Raw genomic sequence first — 17,605 nt, 5'->3', positions numbered from 1 at the left:
CCGGAGAGTTAACGCGCGTGTAACAGCGGCGTCGCTTGCGTCGGTCAGTCTGTACCACGAGGGTGCCGCAGTGTCGCCGCTGGATCCGTCGGCTGTTGAGGCTGTGGGGAGTGGACGGAACTCGCGGGGCGCGAAGGCGTCAGGACCGAGGGGAGTCCATGATGACCGAGAGTGACGTGCACGTGCCACGGGCCGGGGCGCCCGCGAGGGAGGACGGCGCGGCAGAGAGCGGGACCGAGTTCGTGCGCAGGCTGCGCCGGTCGGCGACGGATGCCGCGGGCCGCGGCATCCGCTTCTATCGCTCGCCCGTCGATGTCGCCGAGGTGTCGTACGTCGACCTCGATGCCGACGCGCGGGCTCGCGCGGTCGAGTTCGCCCGCGCCGGCCTCACGCCCGGCGACGTCGCGATCCTCGCCTTCGAGCCGGGCCTGCCGTTCGTGCGTGCGCTGCTCGCGTGCCTGTACGCGGGTGTCGCGGCAGCCCCGGTGCCGATCACCGCGATGCGGAATGCGGATGCCGTGCGCCAGCGCCTGCTCGCCATCCTCGAGGACGCCGGGGCGAAGGCCGTGCTCACCGAGACCGGCGCCCTCGACGGACTCGGCCTCGCCGGCGAGACATCGATCGCGGACGCCGCCGTGATCGCCGTCGACGGACCCGCCGCAGCCTCTGCGGAGGACTGGAGCATGCCCGACATCGACGAGTCGGCGCTCGCGATCCTGCAGTACACGTCGGGATCGACCGGGCTTCCCAAGGGCGTCATGGTGTCGCACGCGAACCTGTACGCGAACCAGCAGGCGATCGGCGGCATCGTCGGCATGACGGCGGACTCGGTCACCGTCGGCTGGCTGCCGCACTACCACGACATGGGCCTCATCGGGCAGATCCTGCAGCCCCTCTTCACCGGCGCGATGCTGCACATGACGTCGCCGTCGCAGTTCCTGCGTCGGCCGGTGCTGTGGCTGCGGCTGATCAGTGAGCACCGGGCGACCCACACCGTCGGGCCGGACTTCGCGTTCGCCCTGTGCAGCCGTCTCGTGACCGACGATCAGCTCGCCGAACTCGACCTGTCGTCGCTGCAGACCGTGATCACCGGCGCGGAGCCGGTGCGCATCGACACCCTCGACGCGTTCACCGCGCGGTTCGCGGCGGCGGGGTTCCGCGGCGAGGCGTTCGTGCCGGCATTCGGCATGGCCGAGACGACACTGCTCATCACCGCGCACCGCGACACCGTGCCGCCGCGGGCGATCGTCGTCAGCGCCGAAGCGCTCGAGCGCGACGAGATCGCGGCCGCGAGCCCCGGCGAGCGCACCGCCGAGCTTGTGCCGTGCGGCGCGCCCGGTGCCGGCATGGAGATCGCGATCGTCGATCCGGCCACGGCCATGGAGCTCCGCGACGGACGCATCGGCGAGATCTGGGTGCGCGGCACGAGCGTGACGCAGGGCTACTGGCGCCGGCCCGACGAGACGGCGGCGGAGTTCGGTGCGACCCTCGCCGGCGTCGCCGACGAGGTGTACCTGCGCACCGGCGACCTCGGCGCGATGGTCGACGGCGAACTCGTCATCACCGGCCGCCTCAAGGACCTCATCATCGTCCGCGGGCGCAACATCTATCCCCAGGACCTCGAGCACAGCGCGGCGCCCTTGCTGGGTGCAGGATGCCTCAGCGCGGCGTTCGAGCGCCCGGGCGTGGCGCCCGAGGTGGGCATCGTCGCCGAGGTGGATCCCTCGGCGACCGCCGAAGACCTCGACGCACTCGCCACGGCTCTGCGCGCTCGGGTCGCGACCGAGTTCACCCTGCCCGCACTGGGCGTGGCGCTGATCCGCAAGGGCACGCTGCCGCGCACCACCAGCGGCAAGGTGCAGCGCGCACTCACGCGCCGGCTCCTGCACCAGCAGCGGCTGCAGCTCGTCCACCTCGACGGGTTCGAAACGGTCCCGGCATGACCGCGGTGGCCACCGGCGCGGATGCCGGCACACTCGCCCCCGTGCGCGCGTTCGACGCCTTCCTCGGGGACCCCGCCGACGACGAGGCGGTCGTCTCGACGAGGCGATCGGTGCTGCTCGACGAGAGGTCGGCGTTCCCGGAGGACGAGATCGCGGCCGTCACCGCGTTCGGACTGCAGCAGTGGTACGTGCCCGCGGCCCACGGCGGAAATCTCGGCGACGCGCTCGTGCCGCTGCTCATGATCCGTCACCTCGCCCGGCGCGACTTCACCGTCGCCGCCGTGCACGGCAAGACCTTCCTCGGCGCGATCTGCGCCTGGGTCGCGGGCGGCGAGATCGCGACCCGCATGGCGGGCCTCGTCGGCACCGGGAGCCCGGTGTCGTGGGGGCTGACCGAGCGCGGCCGCGGCTCGGACCTGTCGCGATCCGCGACGTCCGCGCAGATCGGCACGGGCACCGTGCGCGTCGACGGCGGGAAGTGGCCGATCAACAACGCCGTCCGCTGCCGGGCGATGACCGTGCTCGCCCGCTCCGACGAACGGCCAGGGCCCCGGTCGCTGTCGCTCGTGCTGGTCGACAAGGAAGAGGCCGACCCCGCCACGATCGGCTACGAGGCCAAGGTCGCCTCGCACGGCCTGCGCGGCGCCAACCTCGCCGGCATCCGGTTCGAGGGATCCGTGGTCGGTGCGGATGCCGTCGTCGGCCCCGCCGGGCACGGACTCGAGATCGTGCTGAAGAGCCTGCAGCTGACCCGGCCGTTCACGACCGGCCTGTCACTCGGAGCCGTCGACCGGGCGCTGCAGACCGCTCTCGATGCCGCCGCCGTGCCGGACGGCGTGCGTGGCCGCCTCCTCGACTCGCCGACGTCACGGCGTGCGCTGGGCATCGCCGTCGCCGACGCGCTGCTGGTCGAATGCCTGATGCTGGTGGGCGTGCGTTCGGCGCACGCCGTGCCCGGCGAGATGGCGCTCGTGAGCGCGCTCGTGAAGTTCCTCGGCCCCGACACCGCCGACCTGCTCTTCCGCGACCTCACCCGTCTGCTCGGGCCCCGGGCGCTCATCGTCGGCTCGGAGGGCTCGGGCGGGCTGCATCCGTCCGCCTTCGGCGCGTTCCAGAAGGCCGCGCGCGACAGCCGCGTCGTCGGGATCTTCGACGGCAACTCGGTGGTCAACCTCAACATGATCGTCAACGAGCTGCCCAACCAGCTGCGTCCGGCCTCACCGCCGCCGCTGCCGGAGGTGCTCGCACCGCTCCGCGCGGACGTGGAGCACGACGCACTCGACACGGCATCGCTGCGCCTGGTGACCCGACACGGGTCACGGCTGCTGCGATCGCTGCCGGCGCTCGTCAACGCGGTGGATGACGGTCGCACCTCCCGTGCCGCGGTCGACGCGGCGCGCTGGATCCTCGACGAGTACACCGCGCTGCTCGCCGAGGCCGGCGACCTGCCCCGGCAGTCGCAGCCCGATCCGCTCGCCTTCCACCTCGCCGAACGGTTCGCGCTCGTCTTCGGGGCCGCGTGCGCCCTGGCCGTCCATCTCGCACGGGCGGGCGCGATCCCGGGTCCGCTCGGAGAGAGCGACGCGTGGCTCGCGGCCGTGCTGCAGCGGGTGGCGAACCGTCTCGGAGCGGACACCGTCGACACCGCGGTCGCCGACGCCCTGCTCGACGCCGCGCTCCGCGCGCATGCCGGCGGCGACGTCACGCTGCTGCCCTCGTGGACGGAGCGATCGTGAGCATCGCCGAGAGTGTGGAGCGCGCGCGTCCCGCCTTCCAGCGCGACGTCTCGGCAGGACTCGACGCGCTCGAACCGCTCATCGGGCGCCTCGCCGTCGGGGGCACCGCTGTCGGGGGTACCGCGCCCGACGGCAGCCACGTGGTGACGAGCGCGCTGCGGACCTACCGGTTCGACACGACGGCTCAACCGGCATCCGACATCGTCCCGGTGGCTGGTGTCCCGGTGGCTGCTGTCCCGGTGGCTGGTATCGCCCGGGTCATCGCGATCCGGGCCGCGGTGCCCGCGGCTGCGCTCGGAGCACTCGACGCCGCGCTGCGCGAGTCCGTGCACTACTCCCACGGCCGTCAGCTCTACGGCGGAACCGTTCTCGACATCCCGCATGCCCGCTCCCTGCTGGCCGCGGCTCTGGCCGATGCCCTGACCGCCGATGCGCTCAGCAGCGCCGCCGTGTGCCTGGCGGACGCGCACACGCCCACGGCCCCCGTCGCGGTCGCGCTGAGCGCCCACCTGACCTGCCTGCTGCTCGCAGAGGCGGCCCAGCAGGTGTCGGTGCTCGCCGGCTCGACGTTCTACGCGCGGATCGCGCCGTTCGAGCTCATCGAGCAGCATGTGCGCGACCTCGCCGCGCTCGCCCCCCTCGTACCGGACCTCGCCGACGCACTGCCGTCGGCGGCCGCAGCAATGGACGCCTGGTGCGGCGACACGGGGTCCACGGCGCCGCGCGCGCTCCTTCAGCCGGACGTCGCCACGGCGATCGCTTCCGGCGCGCCTGGCGCCATCGAAGTGCATGCCGAGCTCGCGGCCGCTGCCGAGGCTGCTCTCGCCGCGGTGGAAGCGGGCGGACATGGGACGGCAGACCCGCACCAGGCGCTCGAACTCGCGCATCGGGTCGCGCTGCTCACCGCGGCCGCAGCCGTCATCGACGGCTGGAGGCAGGCGCGCGGCTCGGAGGCGATCGCGGCCGACCCCCTCGCGATGGAGGCGTGTCTCCGACGCATCCGGGGACGTGTGGTGCGACGACAGCCTCCGCTTCCCACCGACCTCGTGGCGCGGCTCGTCGCGCACGCCGAAGCCCGCGCCGCGAGCGGCGAGGAGATGGCGATCGGTCCCGCACGCGCGACCGTGACGCCCCTGTGACCAGCGAAAGGACGACCCCATGCCCGCACAGCTGACCGCCACCGAGATCGAGCAGTGGCTCGTCGGACGCGTCGTCGCCTACGGCAAGATGCAGGCCGACGACTTCACCGTCGACACGCCGCTCGCCGAACTCGGGCTCGACTCGGTCTACGCCCTCACGCTCTGCGGAGACATCGAGGATGAGTTCGAGCTCGAGGTCGACCCGACGATCGTGTGGGATCACCCCACCATCCGCGAGCTCGCCGAGGGAATCCGCCAGCGTGTCGACGAGTGACCCCGCGACCGGTGCACGCCGAAGCCTCGTCTCGGCGCGCGGGGTGCACGTCGTGAAGGGCCGCATCCCCGCGCGCGACGACCTCGACCACGACCCCGAGGACGCCGCGCACCTCCTCGGGGCGGATGCCGCAGCCCTCGGTTCTGTCGACGAGTCACGGCTCCCGTCCTTCCTGACCGCGAGGAGGTGGGTGCGCGACATCGTCACCGGACGCCTGGGGCGCGCCTGGCGAGGGTTCGAGGCGACGCCGCGCGGCGTCAAGCCACGACTCGCGGGCTCGACCCTGGACGTCAGCATCGCTCACGCCGGCGACCGGCTCGTGGTCGGGGTCGTCGAGCACGGCCGCATCGGCGTGGACATCGAGCTGGTCGCGCCGGTGTTCGACCAGCCGGCGCTGGCGCGGCGCCTGTGCACGCCGGCGGAGCGCCGCCACGCCGACGGCCTGGAGTCCACCGGCCGGAGGGCATGGCTCACCCAGCTGTGGACTGTGAAGGAGTCCTATGCCAAGGCGGTCGGCGAGGGTCTCGCACTGGATTTCCGCGAGCTCGCGGTGGCCGACCTGCGTAACAACCGCGCCGTCCGCGGTGTGCTGACTCCCGCATCGGGCGTCACTCATGCAAGGATCGCTGTCAGCTGGGTCGATGCTGCCCCTTCCCGTTCTCGGTCGTCCGTCAGGGCGATCGTCTAGTCCCATCCCTGGAAGGGCACTCTCATGCGTATGTCTGTCATCGGCTGCGGGTACCTCGGCGCCGTCCACGCGGCCGCTATGGCCTCGATCGGTCACGACGTGGTCGGCATCGACGTCGACCGGCGGAAGGTCGACGCCCTCTCCCGCGGCGAGGCGCCCTTCTTCGAGCCCGACCTGCAGGAGCTGCTCACCGCCGGAGTGGAGTCGGGCCGCCTGAAGTTCACGACCGACATGGCCGAGGCCGCCGGCGCGACAGTGCACTTCATCGGCGTCGGCACACCTCAGCAGAAGGACGGCTACGCCGCCGACCTCACCTACGTGAACGCGGCCGTCGACAGCCTGCTCCCCCACCTGTCTGCCGGTGACGTCGTCGCAGGCAAGTCGACCGTGCCCGTCGGCACCGCGGCAGACCTCGCACCCCGCATCGAAGCCACCGGTGCGACGCTGGTCTGGAACCCCGAGTTCCTGCGCGAGGGCTACGCCGTCAAGGACACCATCGACCCGGACCGCCTCGTGGTCGGCGTGGACGCCGGCGACGACGGCCAGGCCGCGGCCGACATCCTGCGAGAGGTGTACCACCCGGCCGTCGCCAAACAGACGCCGTTCATCGTCACCGACCGCGCCACCGCCGAGCTGGTCAAGGTCGCCGCCAACGCGTTCCTGGCCACCAAGATCTCGTTCATCAACGCGATGGCCGAGATCGCCGAAGTCACCGGCGCCGACGTCACCCAGCTCGCCGACGCGATCGGCCACGACGTGCGCATCGGCCGCCGCTTCCTCGGCGCCGGCATCGGCTTCGGCGGCGGCTGCCTCCCCAAAGACATCCGCGCGTTCTCCGCCCGCGCCGAAGAACTCGGCCGCGGCGAATCCGTCGCCTTCCTCCGCGAAGTGGACGCGATCAACCTCCGCCGCCGCGACCGCGCCGTCGACCTCGTCATCAACGCGTTCGGCGGCTCCGTGTTCAAGAAGAACGTCACCCTGCTCGGCGCCGCGTTCAAGCCCTACAGCGACGACATCCGCGACTCCCCCGCCCTCGACGTCGCCATCCGCCTGCACGGCCTCGGAGCCTGGGTCACCATCACCGACCCCGCCGCCATCCCCAACGCCCAGCGCCTGCACCCCCAGCTGAACTACGTCGAAGACCGCGACGAAGCCCTCCGCGAAGCCGACGCCATCGTGCTCGTCACCGAATGGGACGAATACCGCCGCGACCTCACCCCCGAACACGCCTCCACCCTCACCGCCGGCCGCGTCGTCGTCGACGGCCGCAACGGATGGGACGCCGCCGCCTGGCGGGCCGCCGGGTGGACCTACTACGGCATGGGACGCCCGTAACCCCCGGCTCCTTCGCGACCGCCGCGGCCGGAGCTCATACCCCGGCGTCGGTCGTTGCAGGGAGCTCCTGACGAGAGCGCCTGACGAGAGCCCTATTCTCGCCGCGCGGACTGCGGTATCGTCGCACTGTTCTCGACGGTGAGACAGCTCCCGACAGGCCCACCAAGAGCCTGGCTGTCGGCGTCGAGTATTCCGTGACTTGTGCGGAGGCGTTCGTACGCCCTCCGCGAGTCGCTGGGGGACGGAGTACGACGTGAAGCGTGCACTCATCACCGGTATCACCGGTCAGGACGGCTCATACCTCGCCGAGCTGCTGCTCGGAAAGGGCTACGAGGTCCATGGCCTCATACGCCGTGCGTCGACCTTCAACACGCATCGCATCGACCATCTCTACGTCGATCCCCACGACCCGAGCGCCCGGCTCTTCCTCCACTATGGGGACCTCAGCGACGGGGCGGGCCTGGTGACTCTGCTCATGAAGATCCATCCGCACGAGGTCTACAACCTGGCCGCGCAGTCGCATGTGCGGGTGTCGTTCGACGAGCCCGTGCATACCGCCGACACGACGGGCATCGGCACGATCCGTCTGCTCGAAGCGGTACGCCTCTCGGGCATCGACACGAAGTTCTACCAGGCCTCCACGTCGGAGCTCTACGGAGCCACGCCTCCCCCTCAGAACGAGCAGTCGCCCTTCTATCCGCGCTCGCCCTACGCCGCGGCCAAGCTGTACAGCTTCTGGATCACGAAGAACTACCGGGAGGCGTACGACCTCTTCGCGGTGAACGGCATCCTCTTCAATCACGAGTCGCCCCGCCGCGGCGAGACCTTCGTCACGCGCAAGATCACCCGCGCGGTCGCCCGCATCCAGGCCGGTGAGCAGAAGGATCTCTATCTCGGCAACCTGGACTCCATCAGAGACTGGGGCTATGCGGCGGAGTACGTCGAGGGGATGTGGCGGATGCTGCAGGTCGAGGAGCCGGACGACTTCGTCCTCGCCACCGGCATCGGCTACACGATCCGAGACTTCCTCGCGGCGGCATTCGGGCACGTCGGCCTGGACTGGCAGGAGTTCGTCAAGTTCGACGAGCGCTACCTGCGTCCCACGGAGGTGGCCGCCCTCATCGGCGACCCCACGAAGGCGCACGAGAAGCTCGGCTGGAAGACCACGCTCGACGGGATGGCGGTCGCCGAGCTGATGGTCGACGCCGACGTGGAGGCGCTGGACAAGCGTCCGGAGTGGATCGACGCCGTCAACCTGGTCTCGTGGACATCCGAGCCTTCACTGGTCGGCAAGTGACGGCCACCACCGACGCTGTGCAGTACGCCCCGGCGCCGCTCGACCGGGACGCGACCTTCTACGTGGCAGGTCATCGCGGGCTGGTGGGTTCGGCCATCGTCCGGAAACTGGAGGCCGCCGGATTCACGAACATCGTCGGCAAGACGTCCGCGGAGCTGGACCTGAAGGACCGCGACGCGGTGTTCGACTATCTGGCGGAGATCAAGCCGAAGTATCTGGTGCTGGCGGCGGCGAAGGTGGGCGGCATCCTTGCGAACAGCACGTATCCGGTGGACTTCCTCAGCGACAACTTGCGTATCCAGTCGAACGTGATGGACGGGGCGGTCAAGTACGAGGTGGAGCGGGTCGCGTTCCTGGGGTCCTCGTGCATCTACCCGAAGTTCGCGGAGCAGCCGATCCGGGAGGACGCGCTGCTCACCGGGCATCTGGAACCGACGAATGACGCGTACGCGATCGCGAAGATCGCCGGCATCCTGAACGTCCAGGCGGTGCGGCGCCAGTACGGGCTGCCGTGGATCTCGGCGATGCCGACGAACCTGTACGGACCGAACGACAACTTCTCCCCCAAGGGCTCGCATGTGCTCCCGGCGCTGATCCGCCGCTACGACGAGGCGGCGAAGTCGGGCGCGGCGTCGGTGACGAACTGGGGCACCGGCACCCCCCGGCGCGAGTTCCTGCATTCGGACGACATGGCGGATGCCGTGCTGCACCTCCTCGAGCACTACGACGGGCCGGAGCAGGTCAACGTCGGCACCGGCACGGACGTCACCATCCGCGAGATCGCCGAGACCATCGCCGGCGTCGTCGGGTATGAGGGCGACACCGAGTGGGACACGACGAAGCCCGACGGCACCCCGCAGAAGCTGCTCGACGTCTCCAAGCTCGCCGACGCCGGCTGGACAGCGAAGATCAGCCTTGCCGACGGGCTGGACCGCACCGTCGCCTGGTACCGCGACCACATCGGCAGCCTCCGCGGATAGCGGGCGTCACGCACATCCGCGGGCCGGACCGTCGCTCCGGGGTGGCGCGGCGGCGACAGCCGCCGATGTCGGAGGCCCTCGGCAATCGGTGGTGCCGACCCGTCGCTTGGTAGCGCGACCACATCGGCAGCATCCCCGGATGGCCCGTGGGCAACGGCCACGTGGTCGTCTTTCACATCCACGGGCCGGACCTTCGCTCCGGGTTGGCGCGGCGGCGACAGCCGCCGATGTCGGAGGCCCTCGGCATCATGGAAGTAGCGAAGAGATCGGGTTCCGGCTTCTTCGGAACGACTCAGCCACGATGTGCCCCGCGGCTCGGGTCAGAGGCATCCCGTTCGGGAACGGCCGCGCATGGCGCGGCGAAAGGGCACATCGTGGACGACGCGGAACGCGACAGGGTCGAGGCGCAGCGCGCCGGCGCGCTGGCCGACGAGTTGCGCCGCCTCCACGCCGAAGAGGCCGCTCTCCACGGCCGCAAGCTGCGCCTCCTGGCCGACGCGTTCGCCCTCGCTGAGACGCAGCAGGCGCGCATCCCGTCGGCACGCACGAAGGAACGCGACATGCCGCTGCGCGCGCTGGCGGCCGAGCTCGGACTCGCCGTCAAGGTCAACGACCGCACGATGCAGTCGCACATGTGGGACGCACATCGGCTCACCACCTCGTTCGCGGCCACAGTGACAGCCCTCGAAGAGGGGCGCATCTCGCGCGCCCACGTGACCGCGATCCTCGACGGCGGCGGCGCGATCGACGAGCCCCCGGCACGGGCCGAGTTCGAACGCGCGGTTCTCGAATACGCAGAGACGACGACGCCGGCGCGCACCCGCGCCTACGCCCGGCAGCAGGCAGACATCCGCAACCCGCTCACCCTTCAAGAGCGCCACGATCTCGCGGTGCAGGGCCGCCGCATCTGGGTGACCGACCTCGACGACGGCATGTCACTGCTGAACCAGTTGCTCCCGACCGCGCTCGCCCACGGCATCCTCGACCGCACCACCCGGCAGGCCAAGCTCATCAAACGCGTCGACACCGCACGCCGGCGCGCGTTCCGGATGACGCAAGACTCGACGGATGCCGCGCCCACCGGCACGCCCGGCAGTTCCAGCGAGACCGCGCCCGACAGTTGCAGCGAGACCGCGCCCGGCTCCGTCGCCGATTCCGGCCTCGACGAAGCAGCGTGGTTCGACCAGCGGACGATCGACCAGATCCGCGCCGACCTCGTCGCCGACATGCTCCTCATCGGCGCTCCGGTGATCGATCCGACCCTCGACGCTGCGCCGGGCGGACTCGGCGCGATCCGCGCGACGGTGCAGATCACGGTGCCCGTCACGACCCTCACCGGGGTCACGAGCGGCGGGGCCGAACTCGACGGCATCGCCCCCGTCGACCCCGCCACCGCACGACGCCTCGCCGGTGACGCGCCGGGTTGGGACCGCGTGATGACCGATCCGGTGACCGGGATGGTCCTCGCGGTCGACCGCTACCAGCCGTCCGCGGCACAGCAGCGGTACCTCAGGGCCCGGGATCCGCACTGCCGCTTCCCCGGATGCCGAAGGCCGGCACGCCTGTGCGATGACGACCATACGCACGACCACGCCCGAGGCGGTCCGACCGACATCCGCAACCTCGCCTGCCTCTGCAGACGACATCACACGCTGAAGCACTCGACGGACTGGACGGTGCGTCAACTCGCCGGCGGAGTCCTCGAGTGGACCAGTCCGGCCGGCAGGCCGTACCTCGACCATCCCCCGCGGCGCGTCGTCTTCGTGCCGGGCGACGAAACCGCCGCTCCCTTCTGAGCGCCGAGCTCGAGCAGTTCAGCGTGAAGGCAATACCCGGTGAAGACGTGCCCAGTGAAACGTGAACGGTATGCGCGGTGAAAGACGTGCCCGGCGGCAGGCGACCGCTACGTTGGAGCCGTCAGCAGAATTCTGTCTCGCCACGGAGGACTCACCCATGTCTCAGCGCCCGCTCGGCGTCACGCTCGTCGCCATCATCGCCTGGATCTCCGGCTTTCTGCAGATCGTCGGATCGATCTTCGTGATCATCGCCGGTCTCTTCATCACCTGGCCGGCGATCCTCGGCTGGATCAGCCTCATCATCGGCGCCATCACCCTCGCCGTCGGCGTCGGGCTGTGGCGCGGCAACCCCACCGCCCGCACGATCGCGATGGTCGTCTTCGCCATCACCATCGTCCTGCAGGTGCTCGGACTCTTCTCCGGCGCCAGCCTGTGGTCTGTGATCGGCGGGTCGCTGCTGTCGCTCATCGGACTGATCCTGCTGAGCACCCGCGACGCCCGCAGCTACTTCGGTCGCTGACGCGCGGCACCCGTCACTTCGGCGCCGCACGCCGTTCGATGAGCTGCACGATGGCGAGGCCGATCGTCGCGCCGAGCACGTTCGCAACGATGTCACGCAGACTCGGGGTGCGCTCGGCGAGAAGCAGCGCCTGCCCCGACTCGATCACCAGCGTCGTGGCGAGCGCCAACGGCACCACCAGCCCCCGCTGCAGGGGAAGAGCGAGCGCCAGCAGGACTCCGAACGGCACGAACAGCAGGACGTTCGCGGCCGTCTCGATCACGTCGTAGGTCAGCCAGGGCACCACGGAAGAGATGGCCCGCAAGAAGCCCGACGCGCCGCGGTCGACGGGTACGGGCCAGAACGCGATCAACGCCAGCATCACGGCATAGACGACGAGCAGACGGATGCCGCGCCGCTGACCCCGTCTGACATGCACCGCCGCGACGGCCGCGGTCGTCGGGGCGGCGGATATGAGCGCGGGTGCATCGGTCATCAGCCGGCCACCAGCCACACCACGCCCACGGCGACGAGGAACGCCAGCGCCAGGCAGATGACCCACATCGGCGCCCCACCGTACTCACGCAGCAGCCACGGCTCGTGTCCGATGTCGTAGCGCCGCCGTCGTCTCGATCGTGGCATCGCGGGCCCCCATTCCCCGAAGTCGGAACGTCACGCGACCCCCTCGTCACAGGCCCCACCCTACGCTCGGCATGTTGCCGCCGGTCGACAGGAAGGTTTCGCAACGGGTCTCACGCTCAGGATCGCCTGAGCCGCATCGTATGGTGGATCGGTGACCGACTCGCCTCTGCCCCGCTCTGCGCGCACCGGCGGCACCGTCTTCGCCGTCGTCCTCGGCGTCGTCCTGCTGGTCGCGATCCTCGGCGCCGCATGGGTCGGCATCCGCGGCGCACTCGCCTACAGCCACCTGCGCGACGCGCAGCAGACCGCTGCCGCCGTCCGCGACAGCCTCGCCGACCCCGCAGCCGCGAGCGACGCGATCGCCGCCCTCGCAGCCGACACCGGCGCTGCTCACGCCCTCACCTCCGACCCGGTGTGGAAGCTCGCGGAAGGCGTCCCGTGGGTCGGACCCCAGCTCGCCGCCGTCGCCACCGTCGCGGAATCGCTCGACGGCGTGGCGGGCACCGCCCTTCGTCCGCTCTCCGAGGTGGCCGGCACTTTCCAGGTCGATGCGCTGCGCCCACAGGGCGGTCGCCTCGACCTCGCGCCGCTGCAGCAGATCAGCGGCGCCGCCCAGACCGCGACCGACGGGGTCGGCGCGGCTGCGGCATCCGTCTCGGCGATCGACCGCACTGCGCTGGTCACCCCCGTGCGCACCGCGGTCGACGAGGTCGATGGCCTCCTGACCGAGGCCGGGACCGCCACCGACGCGCTCGCGCGCGCCGCGCAGCTCATCCCGTCGATGCTGGGCGCCGATGGCCCTCGCAACTACCTCGTGCTCTTTCAGAACAACGCCGAGTGGCGCTCGCTGGGGGGCATCCCCGGTGCGATGGCGCTCATCCACACCGACGGCGGCGCGCTGAGTCTGGCGGCGCAGGAATCGTCGAGCGACTACGACCGCTATGACGATGCGGTGCTGCCGCTGGACGACGAGATCACCGCCATCTACGGCGAACGCCCCGCGCGGTTCATCCAGAACGTGACCCAGGTGCCCGACTTCGCGGTGAGCGCCGCCCTCGCGCGCGAGATGTGGGCCCGCGAGCACGGCGGTCAGCAGGTCGACGGCGTCATCGCACTCGACCCGGTCGCTCTGTCGTACCTCCTCCAGGCGACCGGGCCGATCACCCTGCCCACCGGCGACGTGCTCGCGCCCGACACCGCCGTGCCGCTGCTCCTCAACGAGGTGTATGCGCGTTACCCGCGACCGGCCGACCAGGACGCCTTCTTCGCCGTCGCCGCGGCTTCGGTGTTCGCGAAGCTGTCGGGCGGCGACGTCGATCCCGCCGCGCTCGTGACCGCACTCACCCGGGCCGGCGACGAGGACCGCCTGCTGCTGTGGAGTGCGCACGAGGCGGAGCAGGGCCTCCTGGCAGACACCACTCTCGCGGGCGGCCTGCCGGGATCGGACGACGACGCCGCGCGCTTCGGCGTCTATGTCAACGACGGCACCGGCTCGAAGATGGACTTCTACCAGAACGCCTCGGCCACCCTCGCCTGGGACGGCTGCACCCTCGACGCCGCAGGCCGGGCGACCGGCGACGCCGTGCTCACCGTCACAATCGGCAACACCGCTCCGGCCGACGCCGCCAACCTTCCGCCGTACATCACCGGGGACAGCGGCTTCGGCGTGCCGGCCGGCATCACCCGCACCATCGGGTATCTGTACCTGCCCGAAGGCTTCGACCTGATCGACGCGACGATGTCGGACGGGTCGGGATTCGGCGGCGGAACGCACGACGGACGCCGCGTCCTGAGCTTCGCGATCGACCTCCCACCCGGCCAGACGGCGACCGCAACTGTCGTCGCGCGGGCCGCCTCACCCGTCGCCTCGACCCTCGAAGCCGCCATGACTCCCACGCTGACACCCCCCGCCGCGGTTGCCGCCGTGTGCGGGGGTTCGTAGACTGCTCTCGATGCCCCACATCATCAGTACACCTATGCCCCGGTTCCTCCCCCAAGCCGCTCTCGTCGCGACGCTCGCACTCGGAGCGGTCATCGCTGCGCCCACGGCGGCGAGCGCCTCGACGATCTATCCGCCGTCGGGCTCGTGCACGACCACGCCGGCGACGGCTCAGGCGGGCGGCACCATCGTGTTCGCGTGCGCGGCCGAGACCTTCTCGTCCGACGAGACGGTGACGATCACCGTCACCGGCGAGAACGGCGCCGGCGCGAGCATCGGCATGGTGCGCTTCGCGATCACCACCGCCAGCGACACGACGTCCTCCGCCGAGGACGGCTCGCTCGCCCCCATCGACATCGCCCTTCCCTCGAACGCGACGGGAACGTACAACATCGCGGCCGTCTCGTCGACGTCCGCCGGCGGCACCGCCGCCGTCACGATCACCGGCGCCGACGGACTGCCCGCGACCGGTCTCGACCAGGGCCAGACCATCGGCCTCTGGATCGGCGGCGGCGCGCTCCTGCTCGCCGGCGCCGCGCTCGCCGTCGTCGCCGCGGTGCGGCGCTCGCGCGACTCGCGCTGACTCACGGCTCGCGCTGACCCGCCGTGTCGACCTCGCTCGAGCGCACCTACCGGTACCTGCGGATCGGCATCGCCGGCACCGTCGTCGCGATCTTCGTCGCGATCGCACAGGCGGCGACCACCTACGGCTGGCTCACGTCGGTGAGCGACTACTTCTACACGCCCGCCCGGGACGTGTTCGTCGGGGCGCTGATCGCGGTGTCCCTCGCGCTCTTCGCGCTGTCGGGTCGCGGCGCGGAGCGTGCGCTCCTCGATGCCGCCGCGCTGTTCGCACCCCTCATCGCCCTCGTGCCGACGACGCTGTCAGCGGATGCCGTGCCCGGCGTCGTCGTCGACTGCACAGCGCGCTGCTTCCCGCCGCAGTACGAAGCGGATGCCGCGAACGGCGTATCCGTGTACCTCGTGCTCGGCGCGCTCGTACTCCTCGTCGCCCTCGTGCTCGCCGCGCTCGGTCAGGTCTCGCTCGCCGCCGTGTGGCCGTCGCTGCTGGTCGCCGTGGTCGTGCTCGCCGTCACGGCACTCACCTGGGCGTTCGCACGCGACGCCTTCCTGCAGCAGGCGCACTTCGTCGCGACGACGGCCTTCTTCGCACTGTTCGCCGCGGTCGCGGTGCGCAACGCCTTCCCTCGCCGGGGTCCGCAGCCGACGCCGGTGTTCCGCGTGCTCTACACGGTCATCGCCCTGGGACTCGTGCTCACCCTGATCGCATACGTCGTGCTGCTGCCCGGCGCCGACGGCTCCGGCATCCCGATCGTGCTCATCGTCGAAGCCGTCGCGCTCATCCTGTTCTTCGCGTTCTGGGTGGTGCAGGGCATCGAGAAGTGGTCCGACCCGGATCCGACGCTCCTCTGACCGCTCCGCACGGTCACGGAGCAGCCGGGAAGAGCGCCGCGCAGCTCGGGTCGATCGTGACGGTGGTCGCGGTCGCCGTGGGGCTGTGACGCAGTCGCAGCGGAGCGAGGTCGCCGGGCGGCAGCGCGACCGTGAATGCGGTGGTCACCGTCTCGCCCTTGCCGACGAACACCGTCTTGCTGAGTGCGGTGTTGCCCTTCTCGACGCCGCTGCGCTCCCACCGCGCGACGTCCCCCACCGCCGGGACGGTGTGCGTGATCTGAGCGCCGGGAGGCGCGAAGAACAGCACGTCGAGGATCATCGTGGTGCGCGGCAGACCGAATCGCCAGTTGCGGAGCCCGAGCGTGTACGGGCTTCGGATGTCGTCGCCGATGCCGTTCGCCAGCGTCATCGTGGTCGTGATCGTCCGCGCCGCGGCGTCGCACGTCGCGATGATCGACGTCGTCAAGTGGTACTCGAGCTTGCCGACGGAGGAGTCGTTCAGGTAGATCCCCACCTGCGTCTGCGTCGTGGTGTCGCCGGCCAGCGCGCCGTCCACACCGAGCTCGACGGCGAGCGCCTGCGCCGCCGGGTCGACGAACGCGAGGTTGACCCGCTGCTCTGCGGCAGCCTTCTCCAGCGCCCCCAGCATCAGCAGGGGGTCCCATGCCGAGGTCGTGAGGTGCGCGAACACCTGCTTCGCGGCATCCGCGAAGAACTGATCGGAGTCGCGGCTCTCGGGATAGCGCTCATACGCGTCGCGGAGCAGCACCGAGACGGCGTTGTCTGCGGTGAGCTGTTCCCCCGTACCGAGCGTCACGGGTCCGGCGACGCCGAGCATGTACGAGAGCACGACGGGGTCGATCGAGACGACACCGTCGAACGTCGCACCGGTCGTGTGGGTCCACAGGGCCTGGAAGAGCTGCACCGTCGTCGGGAAGTCGGGCGTGAAGGTGTAATCCTGCGAATGCTTCGCGAACGTGGGCAGATACAGCCCGGTGGTCTCGGCGGGCAGCGCCACGTACACATCGTCCTGCGTTCCGGCGTCGTAGAACGTCTGCGAACTCGCCTGATCCACGTACCCGAGCTTGCCGTCGGTGAGGGTCACGATCATGCTCGCCGCCGGGTTCCCGCCCGTGGCACGGATCTCGGCGTTGTTCTGGAAGATCAGGAGGTAGGTCTTGGTTCCTCCCGAACCTGCCATGTCGAGCAGCGTCGGCAGGTACGTCTCGGCTACTCCGAGTGCCGGGGTCGCGACGTCGATGAAGGTGAGGATGTCCGAGATCGACGCGCTCACCTCGGGAAGGAGCGTCGCGGTGTCGATCGGCGCGACGATCGACTGCGCGTCGGCGAAGGCTGCGGCGATCTCGGGGATCGAGCTCTGCACCTGCCGGAACGGCTCGAGGTCGATCCCGCCGCCGTCGAGCGTGAGGTCGTCGAAGTCGGTGACCGACAGGAACTGCAGTCCCGGTGTCAGGGCGCGCTCGACGAGGACGTCGACCGCATGCGTCACCCGCCGCACCGCATCGACGTTCTGCCCGACGAACGGGACGCGAGTGGCGAGGTCCCACAGCGGGCCATCGACGGTCCGGACGGCGAGCGTGACGTTCGCCTGGATCTCGTCCGTCGCCGCGAGAAGCTGCGCCTCGTCGGCCCCGTCCAGGCTGTCGCGGAGTTCTGCGATGCCGGCTGCCGCCCGCTGGACCGCGGCGCGGGCCCGCTGCGCCTCGGACCAGAACTGCATCGCGAGCGCGCCGGCCACCACAGCGGCCGCGAGCAGCGCGGCGAGGACACCGAACAGGATCCAGGGCCACACGCGCCGCCGGCGCGTCGGAACAGGCATTGCCCCGGCATCGTAAGCAACCCCAGTTCGCGCACCCTCGGATACGGTGCGCGTGACGTTCCCCATCGCCACGCTCCCCAT

Annotated in this window: 16 protein-coding genes; 13 read left to right on the top strand and 3 right to left on the bottom strand. The window is 70.7% G+C overall.

From position 1 onward, the window contains the following. Positions 1-158 precede the first annotated feature (158 nt). The 10 genes from MRBLMI12_RS13595 (at position 159) to MRBLMI12_RS13550 (ending at position 11,708) form a co-directional block, all read left to right on the top strand. Entirely contained in the window at positions 159-1,943 is a 1,785-nt protein-coding gene (locus tag MRBLMI12_RS13595) for a fatty acyl-AMP ligase (protein ID WP_363356956.1), read from the top strand. Next, positions 1,940-3,679 (top strand): acyl-CoA dehydrogenase family protein, encoded by a 1,740-nt coding sequence (locus tag MRBLMI12_RS13590; RefSeq protein ID WP_363356955.1) that lies wholly within the window; start codon positions 1,940-1,942, stop codon positions 3,677-3,679. The genes MRBLMI12_RS13595 and MRBLMI12_RS13590 overlap by 4 nt, the downstream gene beginning before the upstream one ends. Beyond that, positions 3,676-4,818: an acyl-CoA dehydrogenase family protein gene (locus MRBLMI12_RS13585; RefSeq protein ID WP_363356954.1), complete on the top strand. Its 1,143-nt coding sequence runs from the start codon at positions 3,676-3,678 to the stop codon at positions 4,816-4,818. Before MRBLMI12_RS13590 ends, MRBLMI12_RS13585 begins: the two co-directional genes overlap by 4 nt. 19 nt (positions 4,819-4,837) lie before the next feature. Beyond that, positions 4,838-5,092, top strand: a complete 255-nt coding sequence (locus tag MRBLMI12_RS13580; RefSeq protein ID WP_349426386.1) for an acyl carrier protein — start codon at positions 4,838-4,840, stop codon at positions 5,090-5,092. Then, positions 5,079-5,780 carry a 4'-phosphopantetheinyl transferase family protein gene (locus MRBLMI12_RS13575; RefSeq protein ID WP_363356953.1) on the top strand — a complete coding sequence of 234 codons (702 nt, stop codon included), beginning with the start codon at positions 5,079-5,081 and terminating at the stop codon, positions 5,778-5,780. Before MRBLMI12_RS13580 ends, MRBLMI12_RS13575 begins: the two co-directional genes overlap by 14 nt. A 24-nt stretch (positions 5,781-5,804) precedes the next feature. Next, a complete protein-coding gene (locus MRBLMI12_RS13570; protein WP_363356952.1) occupies positions 5,805-7,115 on the top strand; it encodes a UDP-glucose dehydrogenase family protein in 1,311 nt (436 codons plus the stop codon). Between the two features lie 253 nt (positions 7,116-7,368). Then, a complete protein-coding gene (gene gmd, locus MRBLMI12_RS13565) occupies positions 7,369-8,412 on the top strand; it encodes a GDP-mannose 4,6-dehydratase (protein ID WP_363356951.1) in 1,044 nt (347 codons plus the stop codon). After that, positions 8,409-9,392: a GDP-L-fucose synthase family protein gene (locus MRBLMI12_RS13560; RefSeq protein ID WP_363356950.1), complete on the top strand. Its 984-nt coding sequence runs from the start codon at positions 8,409-8,411 to the stop codon at positions 9,390-9,392. The genes gmd and MRBLMI12_RS13560 overlap by 4 nt, the downstream gene beginning before the upstream one ends. Positions 9,393-9,766: 374 nt before the next feature. Next, complete coding sequence (locus MRBLMI12_RS13555) at positions 9,767-11,188, top strand: HNH endonuclease signature motif containing protein (RefSeq protein ID WP_363356949.1); 1,422 nt, start codon at positions 9,767-9,769, stop codon at positions 11,186-11,188. Positions 11,189-11,345: 157 nt separating this feature from the next. Then, on the top strand, positions 11,346-11,708 hold the full coding sequence (locus tag MRBLMI12_RS13550; protein WP_349426380.1) for a DUF2127 domain-containing protein: 363 nt from the start codon (positions 11,346-11,348) through the stop codon (positions 11,706-11,708). A gap of 13 nt (positions 11,709-11,721) precedes the next feature. On the opposite strand, the gene MRBLMI12_RS13545 is transcribed toward MRBLMI12_RS13550, so the two are convergent. Both MRBLMI12_RS13545 and MRBLMI12_RS13540 read right to left on the bottom strand, forming a co-directional pair. Next, on the bottom strand, positions 11,722-12,183 hold the full coding sequence (locus tag MRBLMI12_RS13545; protein WP_363356948.1) for a VanZ family protein: 462 nt from the start codon (positions 12,181-12,183) through the stop codon (positions 11,722-11,724). Beyond that, positions 12,183-12,329: a hypothetical protein gene (locus MRBLMI12_RS13540; RefSeq protein ID WP_363356946.1), complete on the bottom strand. Its 147-nt coding sequence runs from the start codon at positions 12,327-12,329 to the stop codon at positions 12,183-12,185. The genes MRBLMI12_RS13545 and MRBLMI12_RS13540 overlap by 1 nt, the downstream gene beginning before the upstream one ends. A 151-nt stretch (positions 12,330-12,480) precedes the next feature. Between MRBLMI12_RS13540 and MRBLMI12_RS13535 the strand changes: the two genes are divergently transcribed. Genes MRBLMI12_RS13535 through MRBLMI12_RS13525 form a run of 3 tightly spaced genes read left to right on the top strand, consistent with a single transcriptional unit; the run spans position 12,481 to position 15,702 of the window. After that, positions 12,481-14,271: a DUF4012 domain-containing protein gene (locus MRBLMI12_RS13535; protein WP_363356945.1), complete on the top strand. Its 1,791-nt coding sequence runs from the start codon at positions 12,481-12,483 to the stop codon at positions 14,269-14,271. Between the two features lie 10 nt (positions 14,272-14,281). Beyond that, entirely contained in the window at positions 14,282-14,851 is a 570-nt protein-coding gene (locus MRBLMI12_RS13530) for an LPXTG cell wall anchor domain-containing protein (RefSeq protein WP_363356944.1), read from the top strand. Positions 14,852-14,874: 23 nt separating this feature from the next. Next, entirely contained in the window at positions 14,875-15,702 is an 828-nt protein-coding gene (locus MRBLMI12_RS13525; protein ID WP_363356943.1) for a hypothetical protein, read from the top strand. 13 nt (positions 15,703-15,715) lie between these two features. Here MRBLMI12_RS13525 and MRBLMI12_RS13520 read toward each other — a convergent pair whose 3' ends face one another. Beyond that, on the bottom strand, positions 15,716-17,524 hold the full coding sequence (locus MRBLMI12_RS13520; RefSeq protein ID WP_363356942.1) for a DUF4012 domain-containing protein: 1,809 nt from the start codon (positions 17,522-17,524) through the stop codon (positions 15,716-15,718). Positions 17,525-17,605: the final 81 nt, after the last annotated feature.

This window comes from Microbacterium sp. LMI12-1-1.1 (assembly GCF_040676455.1).
In the GTDB taxonomy this organism is placed as follows: Bacteria; Actinomycetota; Actinomycetes; order Actinomycetales; family Microbacteriaceae; genus Microbacterium.
Note: the sequence above shows the minus strand (reverse complement) of the source record. Positions and strands in the feature narration are given on the sequence as shown.